Genomic DNA, 23,047 nt, shown 5'->3' with positions numbered 1-23,047 from the left:
GCGGGCCGGGAGCAGCATGCCGTGGCTGTGGGGCGAGTTTGCCCGCGAACGGACCAGACCTGCTAGCCGAGCAGCTCGCGCGGCACATCATGCCTGGCCAGCAACTGGCACTGCTGGCTTTCCGGATCGAACAGGATGAACGCCTGGCCTTTGGCCAAGGCCTGACGCACCCGCAGCACGCGGGTTTCCAGCGGGGTATCGTCGCCGTTGTCGGTGCCGTCGCGGGTGACGAAGTCTTCGATCAGACGGGTCAGGGTTTCGGCTTGCAGTTGGTCGTAAGGGATCAGCATGATGGGCGTTGCCTAGGGTGTGGGTGCGGGCATGCTACGCGAAACATTCGGCATTTTGGCGCCGCGATGGGCTGCAGGGCAGCCCCGGGGCCCTCAAGCTTTGTGACCGACCAGGCTATCCACCGCGGGTACCCGTGTCTCGCTCTCCATCTGCGCATCATGTTCCAGCTGGTGGCTGAAGCGCTCCAGGGACGCATTGGCCGGCTGCGAGTCGCTGGCAAACACCGGCGGGCTCAACAGGTACGCCGACAGCAACCGGCTCAGCGCCGCCAGGCTATCGATGTGGGTGCGTTCGTAGCCATGCGTGGCATCGCAACCGAACGCCACCAGTGCGGTGCGGATATCGTGGCCTGCCGTCACCGCCGAGTGGGCATCGCTGAAGTAATAACGGAACAGGTCGCGGCGCACCGGCAGGTCGTAGTCGCCAGCCAGCTTCAGCAGGTGTCGCGACAGGTGGTAGTCGTAAGGCCCCGACGAGTCCTGCATGGCCACGCTCACCGCATGTTCGCTGGAGGCCTGGCCGGGCGCCACCGGGGCAATGTCGATACCGACGAACTCGCTGACATCCCAGGGCAGGGCACCGGCGGCGCCCGAACCGGTTTCCTCGGTAATGGTGAACAATGGATGGCAGTCGATCAGTGGCTGACGGCCGCTTTCCACCACTGCCTTCAGTGCCGCCAACAGTGCCGCCACGCCGGCCTTGTCATCCAGGTGGCGGGCGCTGATATGGCCGCTTTCGGTGAATTCGGGCAACGGGTCGAAGGCGACGAAGTCACCGATGCTTACACCCAGCGCCTCGCAATCGGCGCGGGTGGCGCAGTAGGCGTCCAGGCGCACTTCCACATGCTCCCAGCTGATCGGCATCTGGTCGATGGCGGTGTTGAAGGCGTGCCCGCTGGCCATCAGCGGCAGCACGCTGCCACGGAACACGCCGGTGTCGGTGAACACGCTGACCCGGCTGCCCTCGGCGAAGCGGCTGGACCAGCAGCCCACCGGCGCCAGGGCCAGGCGGCCATTGTCGAGCAATTGCCGGACGCTGGCGCCGATGGTGTCCAGGTGGGCGGACACGGCGCGGTCCGGCGAGCTTTGCCGCCCCTTGAGCGTGGCACGGATGGTGCCGCGGCGGGTCAGCTCGAAGGGAATGCCCAGCTCCTCCAGGCGCTCGGCCACGTAGCGCACGATGGTGTCGGTGAAACCTGTGGGGCTGGGGATGGCGAGCATCTCCAGCAGGACGCGTTTGAGGTAGTCGAGATCGGGTTCGGGATGTCGCTCGGACATGGTCGGACTCCTTTACTGCTGTGTCGGCCTTTTCGCGGCTTACCCGCGAAGAGGCCGGCACGGGTTCACGCCAAAGGCCGGCTATGCGGAAACAGCAGGTCGATGAAACGCTCGGCGGTCGGCTGCGGCTCGTGGTTGGCCAACCCGGCCCGCTCGTTGGCTTCGATGATCACGTACTCCGGCTGCCCGGCATCGCGCACCATGAAATCCAGCCCCACCACCGGGATCTCCAGCGTCCGCGCTGCCCGGACGGCGGCCTCGGCCAGCGTCGGGTGCAGGCGTTCGGTCACGTCTTCCAGGGTGCCGCCGGTGTGCAGGTTGGCGGTGCGCCGCACGTTCAAATGCTGCCCTGGTGGCAGCACATCGTCGTAGCAATGGCCCGCCGCGCCCAGGGTGCGTTCGGTCTCTTCATCGAGCGGAATCTTGCTTTCGCCGCCAGTAGCCGCCTGCCGGCGGCGGCTCTGCGCCTCGATCAGCTGGCGAATGCTGTGCTTGCCGTCACCCACCACCTGCGCCGGGTGGCGAATGGCGGCGGCCACCACTTCATAACCGATGACCACGATGCGCAGGTCATGCCCGGCATGGAAGCTTTCCAGCAATACGCGGCTGTCGTACTGGCGCGCATGCTCGACGGCGCGGGTGATGTCCTCGATCGTGGTGAGGTTGACCGCGACACCTTGGCCCTGCTCGCCATCGACCGGTTTGACCACCACTGCTGCGTGCTCGTCGAGAAACGCCAGGTTGTCGTCGGCGTTGCCGGCCAGCTGCTGTGCCGGCACCTTGAGCCCGGCGTTATGCAGGGCCTGCCGGGTCAGGCGCTTGTCCTGGCACAGGGTCATGGTGACGGCGCTGGTCAGGTCGCTCAGCGATTCCCGGCAGCGAATTCGGCGCCCGCCGAGGCTGAGGGTGAACAGCCCGGCAGCGGCGTCGTCTACTTGCACCTCGATACCCCGGCGCAGCGCTTCGTCGACGATTATGCGGGCATAGGGGTTGAGGTCTGCCTGCGGTCCAGGGCCGAGAAACAACTGCTCGTTGATGCCGTTCTTGCGCTTGACCGCAAAAGTCGGCAGGTTGCGAAACCCTAGTTTCTGGTACAGGCGCTTGGCCTGGCGGTTGTCGTGCAGCACCGACAGGTCCAGGTAAGCCAGGCCGCGGCTCATGAAATGCTCGATCAGGTGGCGTACCAGCACTTCGCCGACGCCGGGGCGGGTGCAGTGCGGATCCACCGCCAGGCACCACAGGCTGCTGCCGTGCTCGGGGTCGTCGAATGCCTTGGCGTGGTTCAGGCCCATGACGCTGCCGATGACTGCGCCGCTGTCTTCGTCCTCGGCCAGCCAGTAGACGGGACCACCCTGGTCAAGGGGGGTGAGCAGCTCGGGGACGACCGGCAACATGCCGCGCGCTTGGTACAACGTGTTGATGGCCTGCCAGTCGCCGGGATTCTGCGCCCGGCGTACGCGGAAGCCGCGGAACACCCGCTGCGCCGGGCGGTAATCGGTGAACCACAGGCGCAGGGTGTCGGACGGGTCGAGAAACAGCTGCTGTGGCGCATGGGCCAGCACCTGCTGGGGCGCCGCCACATACAGCGCGATGTCGCGTTCGCCCCGGCACTCGCCGAGCAGGTCCTCGGCCAGCCGGGCCGGGTCGGCGTAGGTGTGGCCGATCAGCAGCCGGCCCCAGCCGCAATGTACGGCGCGCGGCTGGTCGTGGGGCTGGCTGCCATCGCCGGCCAGGCGTGCCTGCAGGCGCTCGTAGGAAGGCGCCTGGCCGCGCAGCAGGCGCTGGCCGTAAGCAGTTTCGTGGGCTTTCATCGATCAGAGTCCTTGTTCGGTCAGCCACAGGTTCAGTGCCGCCAGTTGCCACAGCTTGGAGCCGCGCAGCGGGGTCAATTGGCCGTGCGGGTTGCTCAGCAGGCGGTCGAGCATGGCCGGGTTGAACAGCCCCCGGTCCTGGCTGGGGTCGGTCAGCAGTTCACGTACCCAGCCAAGGGTGGCGCCTTCCAGGTGCTTCAGGCCTGGCACCGGGAAGTAGCCCTTCTTGCGGTCGATCACCTCATGCGGGATCACCCGCCGGGCGGCCTGCTTGAGTACCTGCTTGCCACCCTCGGGCAACTTGAAGCGCGCGGGGATGCGCGCCGACAGCTCCACCAGGCGGTAGTCGAGGAACGGCGTGCGCGCCTCCAGGCCCCAGGCCATGGTCATGTTGTCCACCCGTTTGACCGGGTCTTCCACCAGCATCACCGTGCTGTCCAGGCGCAGGGCCTTGTCCACCGCATCGGCGGCGCCGGGGCGGGCAAAGTGTTCGCGCACGAAGTCGCCCGCCGCATCGGTTTCCAGCAGCCAGGAGGGTTGCATGGTGTCGCGGTATTCGGCGTGGCTGCGGTCGAAGAAGGCCGCACGGTAGGCGCTGAAGGCGTCCTCGGCGCCGTCCACCTGCGGGTACCAGTGGTAGCCGGCGAACAGTTCGTCGGCGCCCTGGCCGCTTTGCACGCCCTTGCAATGTTTCGCCACCTCCCGCGACAGCAGGTAGAAGGCGATGCAGTCGTGGCTGACCATCGGTTCGCTCATGGCGCGGAACGCCGCCGGCAGTTGCTCGATGATTTCGTGTTCGGCAATGCGCAATTGGTGGTGGCGGGTACCGTAGTGCCGGGCGATCAGGTCGGAGTACTGGAACTCGTCGCCGCGTTCGCCGCCAGCGTCCTCGAAACCGATGGAGAAGGTCGACAGGTCGTCCACGCCTGCTTCGCGCAGCAGGCCGACCAGCAAGCTGGAGTCGACCCCGCCGGAGAGCAGCACGCCCACATCCACGGCGGCACGTTGGCGAATGGCCACGGCCTCGCGCGTGGCATCGAGCACGCGGGTGGTCCAGCCTTCGAGGTCCAGCTCGCGCTCGTCTGGCGTGGCGCCGTAGTGCAGCTGCCACCAAGTCTGGCGTTCCACTTCGCCATGGCGGTCGACGCGCATCCAGGTGCCAGGCTCGAGCTTCTGCACGTTGGCCAGCAGGGTGCGTGGTGCCGGTACCACCGCGTGGAAGTTCAGGTAGTGGTTGAGTGCCACCGGGTCGAGCACCGGGTCGATGTCACCGCCCTTGAGCAGTGCTGGCAGGGTCGAGGCGAAACGCAGGCGCTCGCCATTGCGCGACAGGTACAAGGGTTTGACACCCAGGCGGTCGCGGGCGAGGAACAAGCGCTGGTTGTCGCGCTCCCAGATGGCCAGGGCGAACATGCCGTTGAGCTTTGGCAGCAAGGCGGCGCCCCAGGCGTGGTAGCCCTTGAGCAGCACCTCGGTGTCGCCGTCGGACCAGAAGGTGTAGCCCAGCGCCTGCAGCTCCTGGCGCAGTTCGGGGAAGTTGTAGATGGCGCCGTTGAACGCCAGCGACAGGCCCAGGGTGTTGTCGACCATCGGCTGCGCCGAGCCGTCGGACAGGTCCATGATTTTCAGGCGCCGGTGACCCAGGGCAATCGGGCCCTGGCTATGGAAGCCCCAGGCGTCCGGGCCGCGCGGCGCCAAGTGATGGGTAATGCGCTCTACCGCAGCCAGGTCGGCCGGGCGAGGGGCTTGGTCGATGGGGGTGAAACGCAACTCTCCTGCTAATCCGCACATAGGTCCTTACCGGTTTTTCCGTTGGGGAGGGAGTGCCCCGGATTAGGGCACTTGAAGGAACTGACCTGTGCGGTTTGTGAGAGTTTTAGATCGATCTGTTATATACCACCGTTTCCTTTGTGAGCGCTGGCTCGCCGGCGATGGGCTGCGCAGCAGCCCCGGTCCGCTCATTTGCCGCGAATCAACCTGCGCAAGGCAAACCGGTTCGGATGACAAGCCTCCGCCACTGCCCGCGGCAACGGCAGCGGCTCGCCGCATACCCAGGCGGCCACCAGCTCGCCACTCAGCGGTGCGGTGATCAAGCCCCGCGAGCCATGCCCGCTGTTCACATACAGGCCACCCAGCCACGGGCAGGGCACCTCTGGCACCTGCCGCGCATCGCGGCCGAGCACCGCATAGGCTTCGCTGAACGCCAGGGTATCGGCCATCGGGCCGACGATCGGCAGGTAGTCGGGGCTGGTGCAGCGGAACGCCGCGCGCCCGTGCAACTGTGCCGGGTCCAGTCCGGCGGTGCCCAGGCGCCGGGCCAGGTCGGGGGAAATTTCATCCAGCAACGCCAGGTTGCCTTGGTGCTCGGCCACCGTCGGCGCCAGGTCTTCGCTATGGAAGTCGAAGCTCGCGCCCAGGGTGTGTTCATCGTCGCGCGGTGGCGCCACATAGCCCTCCGCACACACCACGGTGCGCAGCGCGCGGCTCCCGGCGGTGGCCGGCAGGCGGGTGATCTGCCCGCGGATGCGCTTGAGCGGCAGCTGTGCGCACGGCTCGAAGCGCCGTACTTCGGCGGCCCCGGCCAGCACCACCACGGGGGCGCAGGCCAGCAGCCGTTCGCCAGCCCAGGCTTGCCATTGCTCACCGACCCTGCGCAGGTCGAGCACCGTCTGGTGTGTCAGCAGGCGGATGCCAGGGTGCTGCAACTGCTGCTGACACAGCGCCGGCGGGTGGACCCAGCCACCCTCGGGATAGAACAGCCCACCGGCCGGCAACGCCACACCGGCCATGGCTTCGGCTTCTTCACGCTGGAGTGGGCGTAAAAGGTCAGGGGCGAAAGCCGCCGCCAGTTTGCCCTGGCGCTCGGCTTCCTTGCTGTCGAAGGCCAGTTGCAGCACGCCACAGGCATCCCAGTCGCGGCCTCGCTGCAGGCGCTCCAGCTGGCGTCGGGTGTAGCCGAAACCGGACAGGATCATCTGCGACAGTGCGGTGCCATGGGCAGACAGCTTGAGGTAGAGCACCCCTTGCGGGTTGCCTGACGCTTCCCGTGCCGGCCCGTCGTGACGTTCCAGCACGGTCACCTGCCAGCCGCGCCGGGCCAGGCTGGCGGCGCTGCAACTGCCGGCCAGCCCGGCACCGATGACCAGCGCCTGGCGTGGCCCCGCTACGGCCTCCGGGCGGGCATACCAGGGCGGGCTGGCGCTGGGTGCAGTGCCGACATAGGCGCCGTTCATCACCTCCCACTTCTTGCCGATGCCCGGCACCTTCTTCATCGCAAAGCCGGCGTCGACCAGGCTGCGGCGCACCCAGCCGGTGGTGGTGAACGTGCCCAGCACGGTGCCGGGGTGCGACAGTCGCGCCAGCTGTGCGAACAGCGCCGGCGTCCACATGTCGGGGTTCTTGGCCGGGGCGAAGCCGTCGAGGAACCACACGTCGACCTGCGCATCGAGTTGCGGCAACTGTTCCAGCACGTCACCAATCAACAAGGTGAGGGTGACCCGCCCATTGGCGAAGGTGAACTGTTGGTAACCTGGGTGCAGCGCCACGTACTGCGCCAGCAGCGGTTCGCTGTAGGCCGCCAGCTCTGGCCACAGGCGCACGGCCCGGGCCAGGTCGTCACGGCCGAGCGGGTACTTCTCGACGCTGACGAAATGCAGGCGGGCCTCGGCGCCAGCCTGTTGCTCGAACAGCTGCCAGGCGCAGTAGAAATTCATGCCGGTGCCAAAACCGGTTTCACCTATCACCAGGCAGGCGTGCGGGGCGAGGGCGGCGAACCGTTCTGCCAGGCGGGTTTGCCCGAGGAAGACATGACGGGTTTCCTCGATGCCTTCATTGACCGCGAAGTAGACGTCGTCATATTGCCGCGAATGAGGGCGGCCCTGGTCGTCCCAGTCGATCTGGGCGTGCTGGAGAAGGGTGGACATGGTTGGCTCGGTTGCAGCGGATGGGCGGATTTTAAGCTATCCGGGCGGTTTGCACAGGCTGTGCCGAGCGCTTCGCGGGCGTAAATGAAATCCGCTAGTCTTGCTTATCCATTGAAGGAGCCAATGCATGTTCGAATCTGCCGAAATCGGCCACAGCATCGACAAGGAGGCTTATGACGCCGAGGTGCCCGCTTTGCGCGAGGCCCTGCTCGAAGCCCAGTACGAACTCAAGCAGCAGGCGCGCTTCCCGGTGATCGTGCTGATCAACGGGGTCGAAGGCGCCGGCAAGGGCGAGACAGTCAAGCTGCTCAACGAGTGGATGGACCCGCGGCTGATCGATGTGCTCACCTTCGACCAGCAAACCGACGAGGAGCTGGCCCGGCCTCCGGCCTGGCGCTACTGGCGGGCGCTGCCGCCGAAGGGGCGGATGGGCGTGTTCTTCGGCAACTGGTACAGCCAGATGCTCCAGGGGCGGGTGCATGGCCTGTTCAAGGACGCGGTGCTGGACCAGGCCATCACCGGCGCCGAGCGGCTCGAGGAAATGCTCTGCGACGAGGGGGCGCTGATCATCAAGTTCTGGTTCCACCTGTCCAAGAAACAGATGAAGGCCCGCCTCAAGGCACTGAAGGACGACCCCTTGCACAGCTGGCGCATCAGCCCGCTGGACTGGCAGCAGTCAGAAACCTACGACCGCTTCGTGCGCTTCGGCGAGCGCGTGCTACGCCGCACCAGCCGCGATTATGCACCCTGGCATATCATCGAAGGCGTCGACCCCAACTACCGCAGCCTGGCGGTGGGGCGCATTCTCCTGGAAAGCCTGCAGGCGGCCCTGGCCAACGACCCCAAGGCCAAGCACCGTGGCAACGTTGCCCCGCTGGGCCGCAGCCTCGACCAGCGCAGCCTGCTCGGCGCGCTGGACATGACCCTGCGCCTGGACAAGGCCGACTATCAGGAGCAACTGGTCACCGAGCAGGCGCGCCTGGCTGGCCTGCTGCGCGACAAGCGCATGCGCCGGCATGCCCTGGTGGCGGTGTTCGAAGGCAACGATGCTGCTGGCAAGGGCGGTGCCATTCGCCGCGTGGCGGCGGCGCTGGACCCACGCCAGTACCGCATCGTGCCAATTGCCGCGCCCACTGAAGAAGAGCGCGCACAGCCTTACTTGTGGCGGTTCTGGCGGCATATTCCGGCGCGTGGCAAGTTCACCATCTTCGACCGTTCCTGGTATGGCCGGGTACTGGTGGAACGGGTGGAAGGCTTCTGCAGCCCGGCCGACTGGATGCGCGCCTACAGCGAGATCAACGATTTCGAGGAACAGCTGGTCAACGCCGGCGTGGTGGTGGTCAAGTTCTGGCTGGCGATCGACCAGCAGACGCAGCTGGCGCGCTTCGAAGAGCGTGAACAGATCCCGTTCAAACGCTACAAGATCACCGAGGACGACTGGCGCAACCGCGAAAAGTGGGACGACTATGTGCAGGCGGTGGGTGACATGGTCGACCGGACCAGCACCGAGATCGCGCCGTGGACGTTGGTGGAGGCCAACGACAAGCGCTGGGCGCGGGTGAAAGTGCTGCGCACCCTCAACCAGGCACTTGAGGCGGCGTTTGCCAAGGACAAGAAATAAGCGAAATTGTTGCTGCCGGTTCTGGCCCTTTCGCGGACACGCCCGCGAACAGGCCAGGGCCGGTACCACGCCTTCCCAGCCATGCCACAAAAGAATGACCTGATGAATTCTTTTCTCGGCACTCACGCCCGCCCCAGCCCTCCAAGCCTTTAGAATTCAATCACCCCCACCACGGGCTTGATCGAGGACTTTATGCACACCACTTCCGGCCGCTGGGGCTATGGCCTGTTCCTGGCACTTCTGACGGCGTTGCTCTGGGGCATCCTGCCGATCAAGCTCAAGCAGGTGCTGCAGGTGGTCGACCCGGTCACGGTCACCTGGTACCGCCTGCTGGTTTCCGGTGGGCTGCTGTTCGCCTGGCTGACGGCCCAGCGCCGCCTGCCGTCCATTGGCAAACTGACGCCCAGGCGCAAGGGGCTGGTGCTGGTCGCCGTGCTCGGCCTGATGGGCAACTATGTGCTGTACCTGATCGGCCTGAACCTGCTGAGCCCGGGCACCGCGCAACTGGTGGTGCAGCTCGGCCCGGTGCTGTTGCTGGTGGCCAGCGTGTTCGTGTTCCGCGAACGTTTCAGCCTGGGGCAGGGCATGGGCTTGCTGATCCTGCTGGCGGGGTTTGCTCTGTTCTTCAACCAGCGCCTTGAAGAGCTGCTGACTTCGCTGGGTACCTATACCACAGGCGTGCTGACCATCCTGCTGGCCACCACGATCTGGGTGTTCTACGCGCTGAGCCAGAAACAGTTGCTGACCGTGTGGAATTCGCAGCAGGTCATGATGGTGATCTACCTTGGTTGCGCCGCATTACTCACGCCATGGGTACACCCACTGCAGGCGTTGCAGCTGAGCCCGGTGCAGGGCTGGCTGTTGCTGGCCTGCTGCCTGAATACCCTGGTGGCCTATGGCGCATTCGCCGAGGCGCTGGCGCACTGGGAGGCGTCGCGGGTGAGTGCCACGCTGGCGCTGACGCCGCTGGTCACCTTTGTCGCGGTGGCCTTGGCGGCCTTGCTGTGGCCTGGCTACGTACATGCGGAGGATATCAACGCCCTGGGTTATGTCGGGGCGGTCACGGTGGTGCTGGGGTCGGCGCTGGTGGCGCTTGGGCCATCGCTGGTGGCGAGCTGGCGGGCGCGGAAATTCCGCAAAGTCGCGCGCTCGGTGTAGGCGCGGCCTTGCGTCGCGATGGGCTGCGCAAGGCCGCTCGTGCAAGGGGCGCGCTGTCCGGATGTCAGCCTTTTCCTCCTGGGGCCAGCATGTTCTCCGGCCGCACCCACTGGTCGAACTGCTCATTGGTCAGATACTTCAACTCCAGTGCCGCCTCGCGCAAGGTCTTGCCCTCGCCGTAAGCCTTCTTGGCAATTTCCGCAGCCTTGTCATAGCCGATATGCGGGTTCAGCGCCGTTACCAGCATCAACCCGCGCTCCAGGTGTGCCGCCATCTGCTCGGCATCCGGCTCGATACCTGCCACGCAGTGCTTCTGGAAGTTACGGCAACCATCGGCCAGCAGTTCGATCGACTGCAACAGGTTGTGGATGATCACCGGCTTGAACACGTTCAGCTGCAAATGGCCCTGGCTGGCGGCAAAGCCGATCGCCGCGTCGTTGCCCAGCACCTGGCAGGCAAGCATCGACAGTGCCTCGCACTGGGTCGGGTTGACCTTGCCCGGCATGATCGAGCTGCCGGGTTCGTTGGCCGGCAGGCGTACCTCAGCCAACCCGGCACGTGGGCCGGAACCCAGCAGGCGCAGGTCGTTGGCAATCTTCATCAGCGCCACTGCCAGGGTCTTCAGGGCGCCGGCCAGGCTGGTCAGCGGCTCATGCCCGGCCAGGGCGGCGAACTTGTTCGGTGCGGTGACGAACGGCAGGCCCGACAGCGCCGCCAGCTCGGCCGCGATGGCTTCGGCGAACCCATGCGGAGCATTCAGCCCGGTACCCACGGCAGTGCCGCCCTGGGCCAGTTCACAGACTGCCGGCAAGCTGGCGCGGATGGCGCGCTGGGCGTAGTCGAGCTGGGCGACGAACGCGGACACTTCCTGGCCGAAGGTGATCGGCGTGGCGTCCATCATGTGCGTGCGGCCGGTCTTCACCAGTTGGTGGTGACGCGCCGACAGCTCGGCCAGCCCCGAGGACAGCTCGGCGATGGCTGGCAGCAGCTTGTCATGTACCGCCTGGGCTGCAGCGATGTGCATGGCGGTGGGAAAGCAGTCGTTGGAGCTCTGCGAACGGTTGACGTGGTCGTTGGGGTGCACCGGCGCCTTGCCGCCACGGCCCTTGCCGGCCAGTTCGTTGGCGCGCCCGGCGATCACCTCGTTGACGTTCATGTTGCTCTGGGTGCCGCTGCCGGTCTGCCACACCACCAGCGGGAATTGGTCGTCGTGCTGGCCAGCCAGCACCTCGTCGGCAGCCTGTTCGATCAGCCGGGCGATATCGGCCGGCAAGTCGCCATTGCGGTCGTTGACGCGTGCGGCGGCCTTCTTGATCAGCGCCAGGGCGTGCAGCACCGCGATGGGCATGCGTTCCTTGCCGATGGCGAAGTTGATCAGCGAACGCTGGGTCTGCGCACCCCAGTAGGCGTCCTCAGGAACTTCGACCGGGCCCAGGCTGTCTGTCTCGATACGGCTCATTCTGTACGCACTCCTGTGTAGTTCGAAATCGCAGTTTAGGCCCTGATTCGACCGAGCGGTTCCGTCGCTCGTCGTGCCACTTGAGCACATCGCCACCACGGCGCAGAATGCTCTACCCTGAGGTACCTGCCTCTGTCTCTTCTGAAGGAAATGCAATGACCCGTCTCCGTGTCCTTTGTGCCGCCGTTGCCCTGGCTTGCGCCAGCGGCCAGGTACTCGCTGCCACCGCCAGCCACAATGCTGCTGCCGAGAAATTCCTGACCCTGGCCAACGCCGACAAGCTGGGCACCCCGGTGTACATGCAGGTCCAGCAGATGTTCGCCCAGCGTTTCGCCCAGACCAAGGCCCCGGCCACCAAGCAGTCGGTGCTGGAAAGCTACCAGGCCAAGGCCAACGCGGCGCTGGACAACGCCATCGGCTGGAACAAGCTGAAGCCGAAGATGGTCGACCTGTACACCCAGACCTTCACCGAGCAGGAGCTGAAGGACCTGGTCAAGTTCTACGAATCGCCGCTGGGCAAGAAAGTGCTGCGTGAAATGCCCAAGGTCACCCAGCAGTCGGCCCAGCTGACCCAGCAGAGCCTGGAGCCTGCGGTGCCGGTGGTGAACAAGCTGCTCGACGACATGACCAAGGAACTGGACCCGAACGCCGGCAAGGCCGCCGCCCCGGCGAAGAAGTGAGCACGCCGCGATGACCATGCAGCAGCGCATCGAACAGCAGCTGGCCGCCCTGGCGCCGCAACACCTGCAAGTGCTCAACGAAAGCCACATGCACAGTCGTGGTCAGGAGACCCACTACAAGGCAGTGATCGTCAGCGAGCAGTTTGCCGGGTTGAACAGCGTCAAGCGCCACCAGAAGGTCTACGCCACCATGGCTGAACTGATGGGCGAGATCCATGCCCTGGCCATCCATACCTACACAGCCGAGGAATGGGCCAAGGTCGGCGTGGCACCGGCCTCGCCGGTGTGCGCGGGCGGCGGGCACTGAAACCTTGCTGTTGTTCTGGTAGAATCTGCAGTACTCCGGGGGCCGCTTTGCGGCCCATTCGCGGCACAAGGCCGCTCCTACAGGGATAGCGCAGCCCGTCGGCTGGTGCATTGCCCTGTAGGAGCGGCCTTGTGCCGCGAATGGCGCGCAAAGCGGCCCCTGCTTTTTTGTCACACTGTCAAACCCGGTCCGCCCCTTACGAGGGCAACCACCTGGAGATTGCGCTTCATGTCCCAACCCATCGTCGTCGCGGCGTTGTACAAGTTCGTCACCCTGGAAGACTACGTCGAGCTGCGGGAGCCGCTGCTCAAGACCATGCTCGACAACAACGTCAAAGGCACCCTGCTGCTGGCCCACGAGGGTATCAACGGCACTGTCTCGGCCACCCGCGAAGGCATCGACGGCCTGCTGGCCTGGCTGCGCAACGACCCGCGCCTGGCCGATGTCGACCACAAGGAATCGTACTGCGACGAACAGCCGTTCTACCGTACCAAGGTCAAGCTCAAGAAAGAGATCGTCACCCTCGGCGTACCCGGCGTGGATCCCAACAAGGCAGTCGGCACCTACGTCGAGCCCAAGGACTGGAACGCGCTGATCAGCGACCCGGAAGTGCTGCTGATCGACACCCGCAACGATTACGAAGTGGCCATCGGCACCTTCAAGGGCGCCATCGACCCGAAGACCGAGACCTTCCGTGAGTTTCCCGACTACATCAAGGCCAACTTCGACCCCAGCAAGCACAAGAAGGTTGCCATGTTCTGCACCGGTGGCATCCGTTGCGAAAAAGCCTCCAGCTACATGCTCGGTGAAGGCTTCGAGGCGGTCTATCATCTTAAGGGCGGCATCCTGAAATACTTCGAGGAAGTACCTCAGGAAGAAAGCCTTTGGGACGGCGACTGCTTCGTCTTTGACAACCGGGTCACGGTGCGCCATGACCTGAGCGAGGGCGAATACGACCAGTGCCACGCCTGCCGCCACCCGATCAATGCAGAGGAGCGCGCGTCCGAGCACTATTCGCCAGGGGTCAGCTGCCCGCATTGCTGGGACACCCTGAGCGAGAAGACCCGGCGTAGCGCCATCGACCGGCAGAAGCAGATCGAGCTGGCGAAGGCCCGCAACCTGCCGCACCCGATCGGTTACAACTACAAAGCCGAGGCTTGATGCATGTCCGCGCGCCTGATCTATGTGATGGACCCGATGTGCTCCTGGTGCTGGGGCTTCGCACCCGTGGCCGCGGCCCTGATCGCCCAGGCGCGTGAAGCAGGCGTGCCCACCCGCCTGGTCACTGGCGGCTTGCGCACCGGTGGTAGCGCCCTGGACAGCGCCACCCGCAAGTACATTCTCGAACATTGGCAGGCGGTGGCCGAAGCCACCGGCCAGCCGTTCCGCTTCGAAGGGGCCATGCCCGACGGCTTCGTCTATGACACCGAGCCGGCCTGTCGGGCCCTGGTCACTGCCCGCGAGCTGGACGCCGAGCGCGTCTGGCCGCTGCTGGCGTTGATCCAGCGTTCGTTCTACGAGCAGGGCGTGGACGTGACCGTTGCGCCGCATCTGGTCGATCTGGCCGAACAGTCAGGCTTCGACCGTGCCATGTTCGCCGAGGCCTTCACCCGTGCCGACACCCGCGCCGCCACTGCAGCCGATTTCAGTTGGGCCCAGGACCTGGGCATTGCCGGTTTCCCGACCCTGCTGGCCGAACGCAATGGCCAGCTGGCCCTGCTGACCAACGGCTACCAGCCGCTGGAACGCCTGCAACCCTTCCTCGGCCGCTGGCTGCAGCAGGCCGCCTGTGCTTGATGTGCCTGGGTCACCCGACCCGGTGCCGGGCAAGCCTCACACTGCGGCCGATCGACTGAGCTGGGCGGAAATCCGCCGCCTGGCCCTGCATCACAAGAAGAACCTCTGGTCCGCCAACCTCATCGCTGTGCTGGCAGCCTGCTGCAGCGTGCCCATCCCGTTGCTGCTGCCGCTGCTGGTGGACGAAGTGCTGCTGGGCCAGGGCGATGCCGCGCTGAAGTGGATGAACCACCTGCTGCCGTCCAGCTGGCAGGTGGCGGCCGGCTACATTGGTCTGATGTTGCTGCTGACCCTGTGCCTGCGCCTGGCCGCCCTGGCGTTCAACGTGACCCAGGCCAGGTTGTTTGCCGGCTTGGCCAAGGACATCGTCTACCGCCTGCGCATTCGCCTTATCGAGCGGCTGAAGCGCATTTCGCTGAAAGAATACGAAAGCCTCGGCAGCGGCACGGTGACCACCCACCTGGTCACCGACCTGGACACCCTCGACAAGTTCGTCGGCGAAACCCTCAGCCGCTTCCTGGTGGCCATGCTGACCCTGACCGGCACCGCGGCCATCCTGATCTGGATGCACTGGCAGCTGGCCTTGTTGATCCTGCTGTTCAACCCGCTGGTCATCTACTTCACCGTGCAGTTGGGCAAGCGCGTCAAGCACCTGAAAAAGCTCGAGAACGACAGCACCGCACGGTTCACCCAGGCGTTGGCGGAAACCCTCGATGCCATCCAGGAGATCCGTGCCGGCAACCGCCAGGGCTATTTCCTCGGGCGCCTTGGCCTGCGCGCCCGCGAAGTGCGCGACTATGCCGTGGACTCGCAATGGAAAAGCGACGCCAGTGGCCGCGCCAGTGGCCTGCTGTTCCAGTTCGGTATCGATATCTTCCGCGCCGCGGCGATGCTCACCGTGCTGTTTTCCGACCTCTCGATCGGCCAGATGCTGGCGGTGTTCAGCTACCTGTGGTTCATGATCGGCCCGGTGGAGCAACTGCTCAACCTGCAATATGCGTACTACGCCGCCGGCGGTGCGCTGAGCCGTCTCAACGAGCTGCTGGCGCGTGCCGACGAGCCGCAGTACGCGGCCGCCAGCGACCCGTTCGCCGGTCGCCAGACGGTCGGTATCGAAGTACATGACCTGCGCTTTGCCTATGCCGAAGAGCCAGTCCTCGAACACCTCGACCTGTGCATTGCGCCGGGCGAGAAGGTGGCGATCGTCGGCGCCAGCGGCGGTGGCAAGAGCACCCTGGTGCAATTGTTGCTGGGCCTTTATAGCGCCCAGGCCGGGACCATCCGCTTCGGTGGTGCCAGCCTGCAGGAAATCGGCTTGGAAACCCTGCGCGAAAACGTCGCGGTGGTGCTGCAGCACCCGTCGCTGTTCAACGACAGCGTGCGTGCCAACCTGACCATGGGCCGCGACTGCAGCGACGAGGCCTGCTGGCAGGCGCTGCGCATCGCCCAGCTGGATGCCACCATCGTCGCCTTGCCGCAGGGCCTGGACAGCGTGGTGGGGCGCTCCGGCGTGCGCTTGTCCGGTGGCCAGCGCCAGCGCCTGGCGATTGCCCGCATGGTGCTGGCCGAGCCCAAGGTGGTGATCCTCGACGAAGCGACCTCGGCCCTGGACGCCGCCACCGAGTACAACCTGCACCAGGCCCTGGCGCGTTTTCTCAGCGGCCGCACCACCCTGATCATCGCCCACCGTCTGTCGGCAGTGAAGCAGGCCGACCGGGTGCTGGTGTTCGATGGCGGGCACGTGGCAGAGGATGGAGACCACCAGCAGCTGATTGCAGAAGGTGGGTTGTATGCCAAGCTTTATGGGCACCTGCAACAAAATTGAACTTGGACAATTTCGCCGATCTTCTGTCATGAAAAACCCAACCACAGCGATGGCATATGGCCTACGCTGTGCTTGTCTGGGTTGATCTGCGCCATATCTGCTCTGTGACAGGGACTCCATGAAGGGACATCGCACTCTAGAAGCGCCAAAGCTGCTCGGCATCACCTGGCCCTTCATCGCCGTTGTGGTCTTCCAGGTGGCCCTGGGCAGCGTCAGTTTCTATGCGCTATCGGCCGTACGCGCCTATGTCGCGGGTGAAAGCCTGTGGTCCAAGGCGCAGAAAGACGCTATTTATTACCTCGACCTGTACGCCGAGACCCGCGACGACAGTACCTACCAGCGCTACCGCCAGGCGATAGCCGTGCCCCAGGGCGACCAGCGCGTGCGCGAAGTGCTCGACCAGCCCGTTCCCGACCTGGATGCCGCGCGCCAGGCCGTGCTGCAAGGCGGCAACCACCCCGACGATGTCGAGCGGATCATCTGGTTCTATCGCAACTTTCGCAACCTCAGCTACATGCAGACGGCGATCGACTACTGGAATATCGGCGACGACTACCTGGCCAGGCTGGACCTGCTTGCCGTCGAAATGCGCAGCAAGTTTGCCGCTGGCCCGGTAGACGCCCGTACGGTCAGCGAATGGAAGGCGCGCATCGTCACCATCAACGAAGGCGTGACCCCGGCTGCCAAGGCATTCAGCGATGCCCTGGGCGAAGGCTCGCGCATGCTGTTGCGGGTGCTGCTGATCACCAACCTGGTGACGGCACTGTTTCTGATTGCCATTGCCTGGCGCCGCTCCAGCAAGCTGCTGGCCCAGCGCGAGGCGTTTGCCAGTGCACTGCAGGTGGAAAAAGAGCGGGCGCAGATCACTCTGCAGGCCATCGGCGACGCGGTGATCACCGCTGATGTGGAGGGCAGCATCGGTTACATGAACCCTGCCGCCGAACAACTGACCCACTGGCAGGCGGCCCAGGCCCAGGGCCTGCCGTTGTCGGCATTGTTCAGTCTGGTCGACGAGCAGGCCGCAGAGGATGGCCGCAGCCTGGTCGAGCAGGTACTCAGCGGCAGCCTCAAGGGCGGCGCCGAGCATGCCCGGCTGATCCAGCGCCTGGACGGCAGTACCGTGTCGATCAACCTGGTCGGTTCGCCCATCGTCAATGACGGCCAGGTCAGCGGCATCGTCCTGGTGCTGCATGACATGACTCAGGAACGCCAGTACATCGCCAACCTGTCCTGGCAGGCCACCCACGACGCCCTGACCGGGCTGGCCAACCGCCGCGAGTTCGAATACCGTCTGGAGCAGGCGCTCAATGACCTGGCGCGCCAGGCCGGGCGGCATTCGCTGATGTTCCTCGACCTCGACCAGTTCAAGCTGGTCAACGACACCTGTGGGCATGCCGCTGGCGATGAATTGCTGCGGCACATCTGCGCCGTGCTGCAGTCCGGCTTGCGTGAAGGCGACACCCTGGCCCGCCTGGGCGGTGACGAATTCGGCGTGCTGCTGGAAAGTTGCCCGCCCGACCAGGCCGAACGCATTGCCGAGCAGTTGCGCCAGCTGGTGCAGAGCCTGCACTTCGTATGGAAGGGGCGGCCGTTCGTCACCACTGTCAGTATCGGCCTGGTGCACATGGCCCAGGCCCCCGGTACCCTGGAGGCCTCGCTGCGCGCAGCCGACATGGCCTGCTACATGGCCAAGGAGAAGGGCCGCAACCGCGTGCAGGTGTACCACGCCGACGACAGCGAGCTGTCCATGCGCTTTGGCGAAATGGCCTGGATTCAGCGTTTGCACGTGGCACTGGAAGAAAACCGCTTCTGCCTGTACGCCCAGGAAATCGCCCCGCTGAAAAGCTTCGAAGGGCCGGGCCATATCGAGATCCTGTTGCGCCTGCACGACGAAAGCGGTCGCACCATCCTGCCCAACAGCTTCATCCCGGCGGCCGAACGCTATGGCCTGATGACCGCGCTGGACCGTTGGGTAGTGCGCAATGTGTTCCAGGTCATCCGCCAGTGCCTGGACCAGGAGCGGGAAGGGCCGCTGTCGATCTGTGCGATCAACCTGTCGGGGTCGAGCATCGGCGACGACAAGTTCCTCGAATACCTGCAGCGGCTGTTCGTCGAATATGCCATCCCGCCGCGGATGATCTGCTTCGAAATCACCGAAACCAGCGCGATTGCCAACCTCGGCAGCGCCATCCGCTTCATCAACGAACTGAAGGGGCTGGGCTGTCGCTTCTCGCTCGATGACTTCTGCGCTGGCATGTCATCGTTCGCCTACCTCAAGCATTTGCCCGTGGATTACCTGAAGATCGACGGGAGTTTCGTCAAGGACATGCTCGACGACCCGGTCAACCGGGCAATGGTCGAGGTCATCAATCACATCGGTCATGTAATGGGCAAGCGCACCATTGCCGAGTTCGTCGAAACACCCTTGATCGAGCAGGCCTTGCAGGAGATTGGCGTTGATTACGCCCAGGGCTACCTGATTGAACGCCCCCAGGTGTTCACCTGTGACAGTCTGCAGCGCCAACGGATCGCCACCCGGCCTCTGTTGCAGCGGGCACCTGGCACGTTTCGTTAGCTAGTGATCGCAAGGATCAAGGAGCTCAAAGTGATTGATGCATTCGTTCGTATCGGCCCTCTGATGGACCCTGCCAGCTACCCCCAATGGGCCCAGCAACTGATTGAGGATTGTCGCGAAAGCAAGCGCAGGGTGGTAGAACACGAGTTCTACGCACGGTTGCGTGATGGCCAGTTGAAGCAATCGACCATTCGTCAGTACCTGATCGGTGGCTGGCCGGTGGTGGAGCAGTTCTCGCTGTATATGGCGCACAACCTGACCAAGACCCGTTATGGCCGGCACCAGGGCGAGGATATGGCGCGGCGCTGGTTGATGCGCAATATCCGCGTCGAGCTCAACCATGCCGACTATTGGGTCAGCTGGGCCCAGGCGCATGGCGTGCACCTGCATGAATTGCAGGCGCAGAACGTACCGCCCGAGCTGAACGGCCTGAACGACTGGTGCTGGCGCGTGTGTTGCACCGAAAACCTGGCGATCTCCATGGCGGCGACCAATTACGCCATCGAAGGCGCGACCGGAGAGTGGTCGGCGGTGGTGTGTTCGACCGACACCTATGCGTTGGGCTTTGCGGAGGATGAACGCAAGCGGGCGATGAAGTGGCTGAAGATGCATGCCCAGTATGACGACGCGCACCCGTGGGAGGCGCTGGAGATCATCTGCACCCTGGCCGGCGAGAACCCGACCCTGGGGCTGCGCACCGAATTGCGCAGGGCGATATGCAAAAGCTATGACTGCATGTACCTGTTCCTGGAACGTTGCATGCAGTTGGAAGGCCGCCAGCAGGGTCACATGCGCCCGGCATTGGTGGCGGGGTAAGGCCCGGGCCGCTGCGCAGCCATTGCGGCAAGGCCGGTCCTGCAGGGGGCGAACCCCTGCAGGACCGGCCTTGTGTCGCGATGGGCTGCCAGCCAGCCGCGGCAACCCCGTGCCTTACTGGGCGTCGAACGCCTGCCCGTTCACGCCTTTGCTGTCCGGCCCCATCAGGTACAGGTACAGCGGCATGATCGCTTCCGGCAGCGGGTTGTTCTGCGGATTCTCGCTGGGGTACGCCTGGGCGCGCATCGCCGTGCGCGTGGCGCCCGGGTTGATGCTGTTCGAGCGCACCGGCGCCACGCCTTCCAGTTCGTCGGCCAGCGTCTGCATCAGGCCCTCGGTGGCGAATTTCGACACGCCATAAGCGCCCCAGTAGGCCCGGCCCTTGCGCCCGACGCTGCTGCTGGTGAATACCACCGAAGCGTCTTCCGACAGCTTGAGCAGCGGCAGCAAGGTGCTGGTAAGCATGAACGTGGCGTTGACGTTGATGTGCATTACGCGCATGAAGTTGTCACCCGACAACTGCTCCAGGGGCGTCCGCGGGCCGATGATCGAGGCGTTGTTGAGCAGGCCGTCGAGGCGGCCGAACTGATCCTCGATCATCACCGCCAGTTCGTCGTACTGGTGGGGCAGGGCGGTTTCCAGGTTGAACGGGATCACCACCGGTTGCGGGTGGCCGGCGGCTTCGATCTGGTCGTAGACCTCGTTGAGGTTGGCCTCGGTCTTGCCCAGCAGCAGCACGGTGGCGCCGAGTGCGGCGTAGGCCTTGGCAGCGGCGGCGCCGATGCCACGGCCGGCGCCGGTAACCAGGATGACCCGGCCTTGCAGCAGGTCGGGGCGGGCGGTGTAGTCGAACATTGCGTATTCCCTTTTTATGGCGCGCCAGACCGTGTGGGAGCGGGCGCGCCCGCGAACACCGGCAAAGCCGGTGCCATGCACCGCAGTGCCTGCCTCGCGGGCTTGCCCGCTTCCACAGCGTCTGGCGTCAGCCGTTGCTACTCAGCAGCCGCACAGCGCGCTGTCGATCACTTTGCGCAGCTCCAGCGGGTGGTCCACCACCACGTCGGCGCCCCAGTTGTTGGGGTTGTCCTCTGGATGAATATAGCCGTAGCGCACCGCCGCCGTACGGGTGCCCGCATCGCGGCCGGACTCGATGTCGCGCAGGTCGTCGCCGACGAACAGGACGCTGGCCGGGTCCAGGTTCAGGGTCTTGCAGGCCAGGATCAGCGGCTCCGGGTCGGGCTTGCTGTTTTTCACATGGTCCGGGCAGATCAGCAGTGCCGAACGCTCGGCCAGGCCCAGCTGCTGCATGATCGGCTCGGCGAAGCGCACCGGCTTGTTGGTGACCACCCCCCACAGCAGGTTGCCTTTCTCGATATCGGCGAGCAGCTCGGCCATGCCGTCGAACAGCTTGCTGTGCACCGCGCAGTCGCGCTGGTAGCGCTCGAGAAACTCCAGGCGCAGGGCCTCGAAGCCTTCGGCCTCGGGGCTGATGGCGAACGTGGTGGCAACCATGGCGCGGGCGCCGCCGGAAATCACGTCACGGATGCGCTGGTCGTCGATGGCCGGCAGGCCGCGCTCGGCGAGCATGGCCTGGCAGATGGCGATGAAGTCCGGCGCCGTGTCGAGCAAGGTGCCGTCCATGTCGAAGAGAACCGCTTGCAAACGCATGCTCATTCCTCGCGCAGGGTCTGGATCATGTAGTTGACGTCCACATCGCTGCTGAGCTTGTAGTGCTTGGTCAGCGGGTTGTAGGTCAGGCCGATGATGTCCTTGACCTGCAGCCCGGCAACGCGGCTCCAGGCACCCAGCTCGGACGGGCGGATGAACTTCTTGAAGTCGTGGGTACCGCGCGGCAGCATCTTCAGGATGTACTCGGCGCCGACGATCGCCAGCAGGTACGCCTTGGGGTTGCGGTTGATGGTTGAGAAGAACACCTGGCCGCCAGGCTTGACCATGCGATAGCAGGCGCGGATGACCGAGGACGGGTCGGGCACGTGCTCGAGCATTTCCAGGCAGGTGACCACGTCGAACTGTTCGGGCATTTCTTCGGCCAGGGCTTCGGCGGTGATCTGCCGGTATTCCACCTGCACGCCCGACTCCAGCTGGTGCAGCTGGGCCACGGCCAGCGGTGCCTCGCCCATGTCGATGCCAGTGACGGTGGCGCCACGCAGGGCCATGGCCTCGCTGAGGATGCCGCCGCCGCAACCCACGTCCAGCACTTTCTTGCCGGCCAGGCTGGCGCGCTCGTCGATCCAGTTGACGCGCAGCGGGTTGATTTCATGCAGCGGCTTGAACTCGCTTTCGCGGTCCCACCAGCGGTGGGCCAGCGCTTCGAACTTGGCGATTTCGGCGCGGTCGACGTTGCTCATTGAACAGTCCTCTGAAACTTCGCAAAATTGCGCCGGAGTATACCCGAGCGCTTGGCCCCGAGGGTCGCTATAATCGCCGGCTTTTGATATCCGAACGACGGGGAGAGGCGATGCGCGAGCGACTTTTGGCGGCGGAGAAGGTGACCGCGATCCGCTGGCAGGGCGGCGTCTTGCACCTGCTCGACCAGCGCCTGCTGCCGTCGGAAGAGCGTTGGCTGGCCTGCGACAATGTCGCGCAGGTGGCGGCAGCGATCCATGACATGGCCGTACGCGGCGCCTCGGCCATCGGCATCGTGGCGGCCTACGGCCTGGTGTTGGCCGTGGAAGAGCGCCTGGCCCAGGGCGGCGACTGGGAAATGGACCTGGAAGAGGACTTCCTGTTGCTGGCCGAGGCGCGCCCCACCGCAGCCAACCTGTTCTGGGCGCTGAACCGCATGCGCGAGCGCCTGCAGCGCCTGCGCCCGGACGAAGATGTGCTGGCAGCGCTGGAAGCTGAAGCACTGGCCATCCATGAAAGCGACCGTGAAGCCAACCTGACCATGGCCCAGCATGGCATCGAGCTGGTTCGCCGGCACCAGGGCAACGCCCAGACCCTGCTTACCTACGGTAATGCCGGCGCGCTGGCCAGCGGCGGCTTCGGCACCGCGCTGGGGGTGATCCGTGCCGGTTACCTGGAGGGCATGGTCGAGCGGGTATATGCCGGCGAGACCCGTCCCTGGCTGCAGGGCTCGCGCCTGACGGCCTGGGAGCTGGCCAACGAAGGCATCCCGGTGACCCTGTGCGCCGACTCGGCGCTGGCCCACCTGATGAAGACCAAGGGCATCACCTGGGTGGTGGTGGGCGCTGACTGCGTGGCCGCCAATGGCGACATGGCCGGCAAGATCGGCACCTACCAGCTGGCGGTCAGTGCCATGCACCACGGGGTGCGCTTCATGGTGGTGGCGCCGAGCACCAGCATCGACTTCAACCTGGCCACAGGCGAAGACATCCCCCTGGAAGAGCGCGCGGCCGACGAGCTGCTGGACATTGGCGGCACCCGGGTCGCGCCGGATGTCGAGGTGTTCAACCCGGTGTTCGATGTGACCCCTGCGGACCTGATCGACGTGATTGTGACCGAACGAGGCATTGTCGAGCGGCC

General features: G+C 65.2%; 19 protein-coding genes. 10 read left to right on the top strand and 9 right to left on the bottom strand.

All coding sequences use genetic code 11. The features are described 5' to 3' along the window. Positions 1 to 62: 62 nt before the first annotated feature. The 5 genes from QSV36_RS21825 to mnmC form a co-directional block, all read right to left on the bottom strand. Complete coding sequence (locus tag QSV36_RS21825) at positions 63 to 290, bottom strand: YheU family protein (RefSeq protein WP_060497566.1); 228 nt, start codon at positions 288 to 290, stop codon at positions 63 to 65. A gap of 93 nt (positions 291 to 383) precedes the next feature. After that, positions 384 to 1,568, bottom strand: coding sequence for an osmoprotectant NAGGN system M42 family peptidase (locus QSV36_RS21820; RefSeq protein WP_289134375.1), 1,185 nt, complete (start codon positions 1,566 to 1,568; stop codon positions 384 to 386). A gap of 65 nt (positions 1,569 to 1,633) precedes the next feature. Next, positions 1,634 to 3,379: an N-acetylglutaminylglutamine synthetase gene (gene ngg, locus QSV36_RS21815; RefSeq protein ID WP_289134373.1), complete on the bottom strand. Its 1,746-nt coding sequence runs from the start codon at positions 3,377 to 3,379 to the stop codon at positions 1,634 to 1,636. A gap of 3 nt (positions 3,380 to 3,382) precedes the next feature. Next, complete coding sequence (locus QSV36_RS21810; protein WP_289134371.1) at positions 3,383 to 5,170, bottom strand: N-acetylglutaminylglutamine amidotransferase; 1,788 nt, start codon at positions 5,168 to 5,170, stop codon at positions 3,383 to 3,385. Between the two features lie 167 nt (positions 5,171 to 5,337). After that, positions 5,338 to 7,302 carry a bifunctional tRNA (5-methylaminomethyl-2-thiouridine)(34)-methyltransferase MnmC2/FAD-dependent 5-carboxymethylaminomethyl-2-thiouridine(34) oxidoreductase MnmC1 gene (gene mnmC / locus QSV36_RS21805; RefSeq protein WP_289134369.1) on the bottom strand — a complete coding sequence of 655 codons (1,965 nt, stop codon included), beginning with the start codon at positions 7,300 to 7,302 and terminating at the stop codon, positions 5,338 to 5,340. 127 nt (positions 7,303 to 7,429) lie between these two features. On the opposite strand from mnmC, the gene pap reads away from it, so the two are divergent. After that, a complete protein-coding gene (gene pap / locus QSV36_RS21800) occupies positions 7,430 to 8,923 on the top strand; it encodes a polyphosphate:AMP phosphotransferase (RefSeq protein ID WP_289134368.1) in 1,494 nt (497 codons plus the stop codon). 192 nt (positions 8,924 to 9,115) lie between these two features. Then, entirely contained in the window at positions 9,116 to 10,081 is a 966-nt protein-coding gene (locus QSV36_RS21795) for a DMT family transporter (RefSeq protein WP_289134366.1), read from the top strand. A gap of 64 nt (positions 10,082 to 10,145) precedes the next feature. On the opposite strand, the gene QSV36_RS21790 is transcribed toward QSV36_RS21795, so the two are convergent. Next, positions 10,146 to 11,540 (bottom strand): class II fumarate hydratase, encoded by a 1,395-nt coding sequence (locus tag QSV36_RS21790; RefSeq protein WP_289134364.1) that lies wholly within the window; start codon positions 11,538 to 11,540, stop codon positions 10,146 to 10,148. A gap of 155 nt (positions 11,541 to 11,695) precedes the next feature. Between QSV36_RS21790 and QSV36_RS21785 the strand changes: the two genes are divergently transcribed. The 7 genes from QSV36_RS21785 (at position 11,696) to QSV36_RS21755 (ending at position 19,540) form a co-directional block, all read left to right on the top strand. After that, positions 11,696 to 12,220, top strand: coding sequence for a DUF2059 domain-containing protein (locus QSV36_RS21785; protein ID WP_225776760.1), 525 nt, complete (start codon positions 11,696 to 11,698; stop codon positions 12,218 to 12,220). A 10-nt stretch (positions 12,221 to 12,230) separates the two neighbouring features. Next, positions 12,231 to 12,527 carry a BolA family protein gene (locus tag QSV36_RS21780; protein ID WP_225776761.1) on the top strand — a complete coding sequence of 99 codons (297 nt, stop codon included), beginning with the start codon at positions 12,231 to 12,233 and terminating at the stop codon, positions 12,525 to 12,527. A 228-nt stretch (positions 12,528 to 12,755) separates the two neighbouring features. Next, positions 12,756 to 13,688 carry an oxygen-dependent tRNA uridine(34) hydroxylase TrhO gene (gene trhO / locus QSV36_RS21775; protein ID WP_225776762.1) on the top strand — a complete coding sequence of 311 codons (933 nt, stop codon included), beginning with the start codon at positions 12,756 to 12,758 and terminating at the stop codon, positions 13,686 to 13,688. 3 nt (positions 13,689 to 13,691) lie between these two features. Next, positions 13,692 to 14,324 carry a DsbA family protein gene (locus QSV36_RS21770; protein ID WP_289134361.1) on the top strand — a complete coding sequence of 211 codons (633 nt, stop codon included), beginning with the start codon at positions 13,692 to 13,694 and terminating at the stop codon, positions 14,322 to 14,324. After that, positions 14,317 to 16,149 (top strand): ABC transporter ATP-binding protein, encoded by a 1,833-nt coding sequence (locus QSV36_RS21765; protein ID WP_289134359.1) that lies wholly within the window; start codon positions 14,317 to 14,319, stop codon positions 16,147 to 16,149. The genes QSV36_RS21770 and QSV36_RS21765 overlap by 8 nt, the downstream gene beginning before the upstream one ends. 118 nt (positions 16,150 to 16,267) lie before the next feature. After that, entirely contained in the window at positions 16,268 to 18,724 is a 2,457-nt protein-coding gene (locus QSV36_RS21760) for an EAL domain-containing protein (RefSeq protein WP_289134357.1), read from the top strand. 30 nt (positions 18,725 to 18,754) lie between these two features. Beyond that, entirely contained in the window at positions 18,755 to 19,540 is a 786-nt protein-coding gene (locus QSV36_RS21755) for an iron-containing redox enzyme family protein (RefSeq protein WP_289134356.1), read from the top strand. A gap of 114 nt (positions 19,541 to 19,654) precedes the next feature. On the opposite strand, the gene QSV36_RS21750 is transcribed toward QSV36_RS21755, so the two are convergent. From QSV36_RS21750 to ubiG, 3 genes are all read right to left on the bottom strand, one after another. Further along, positions 19,655 to 20,395 carry a YciK family oxidoreductase gene (locus tag QSV36_RS21750; RefSeq protein ID WP_289134354.1) on the bottom strand — a complete coding sequence of 247 codons (741 nt, stop codon included), beginning with the start codon at positions 20,393 to 20,395 and terminating at the stop codon, positions 19,655 to 19,657. Between the two features lie 141 nt (positions 20,396 to 20,536). Further along, positions 20,537 to 21,208, bottom strand: coding sequence for an N-acetylmuramic acid 6-phosphate phosphatase MupP (gene mupP / locus QSV36_RS21745; protein ID WP_186678108.1), 672 nt, complete (start codon positions 21,206 to 21,208; stop codon positions 20,537 to 20,539). Between the two features lie 2 nt (positions 21,209 to 21,210). Then, complete coding sequence (ubiG, locus tag QSV36_RS21740; RefSeq protein ID WP_025338098.1) at positions 21,211 to 21,909, bottom strand: bifunctional 2-polyprenyl-6-hydroxyphenol methylase/3-demethylubiquinol 3-O-methyltransferase UbiG; 699 nt, start codon at positions 21,907 to 21,909, stop codon at positions 21,211 to 21,213. 110 nt (positions 21,910 to 22,019) lie between these two features. Between ubiG and mtnA the strand changes: the two genes are divergently transcribed. Beyond that, the coding region (gene mtnA / locus QSV36_RS21735; RefSeq protein WP_289134350.1) for an S-methyl-5-thioribose-1-phosphate isomerase at positions 22,020 to 23,047 on the top strand (1,028 nt) is incomplete at its 3' end.

This window comes from Pseudomonas sp. BCRC 81390 (genome assembly GCF_030341915.1).
Lineage (GTDB): Bacteria > Pseudomonadota > Gammaproteobacteria > Pseudomonadales > Pseudomonadaceae > Aquipseudomonas.
The sequence above is the reverse complement of the archived record's forward strand: the minus strand, read 5'-3'. Positions and strand labels throughout refer to the sequence as shown.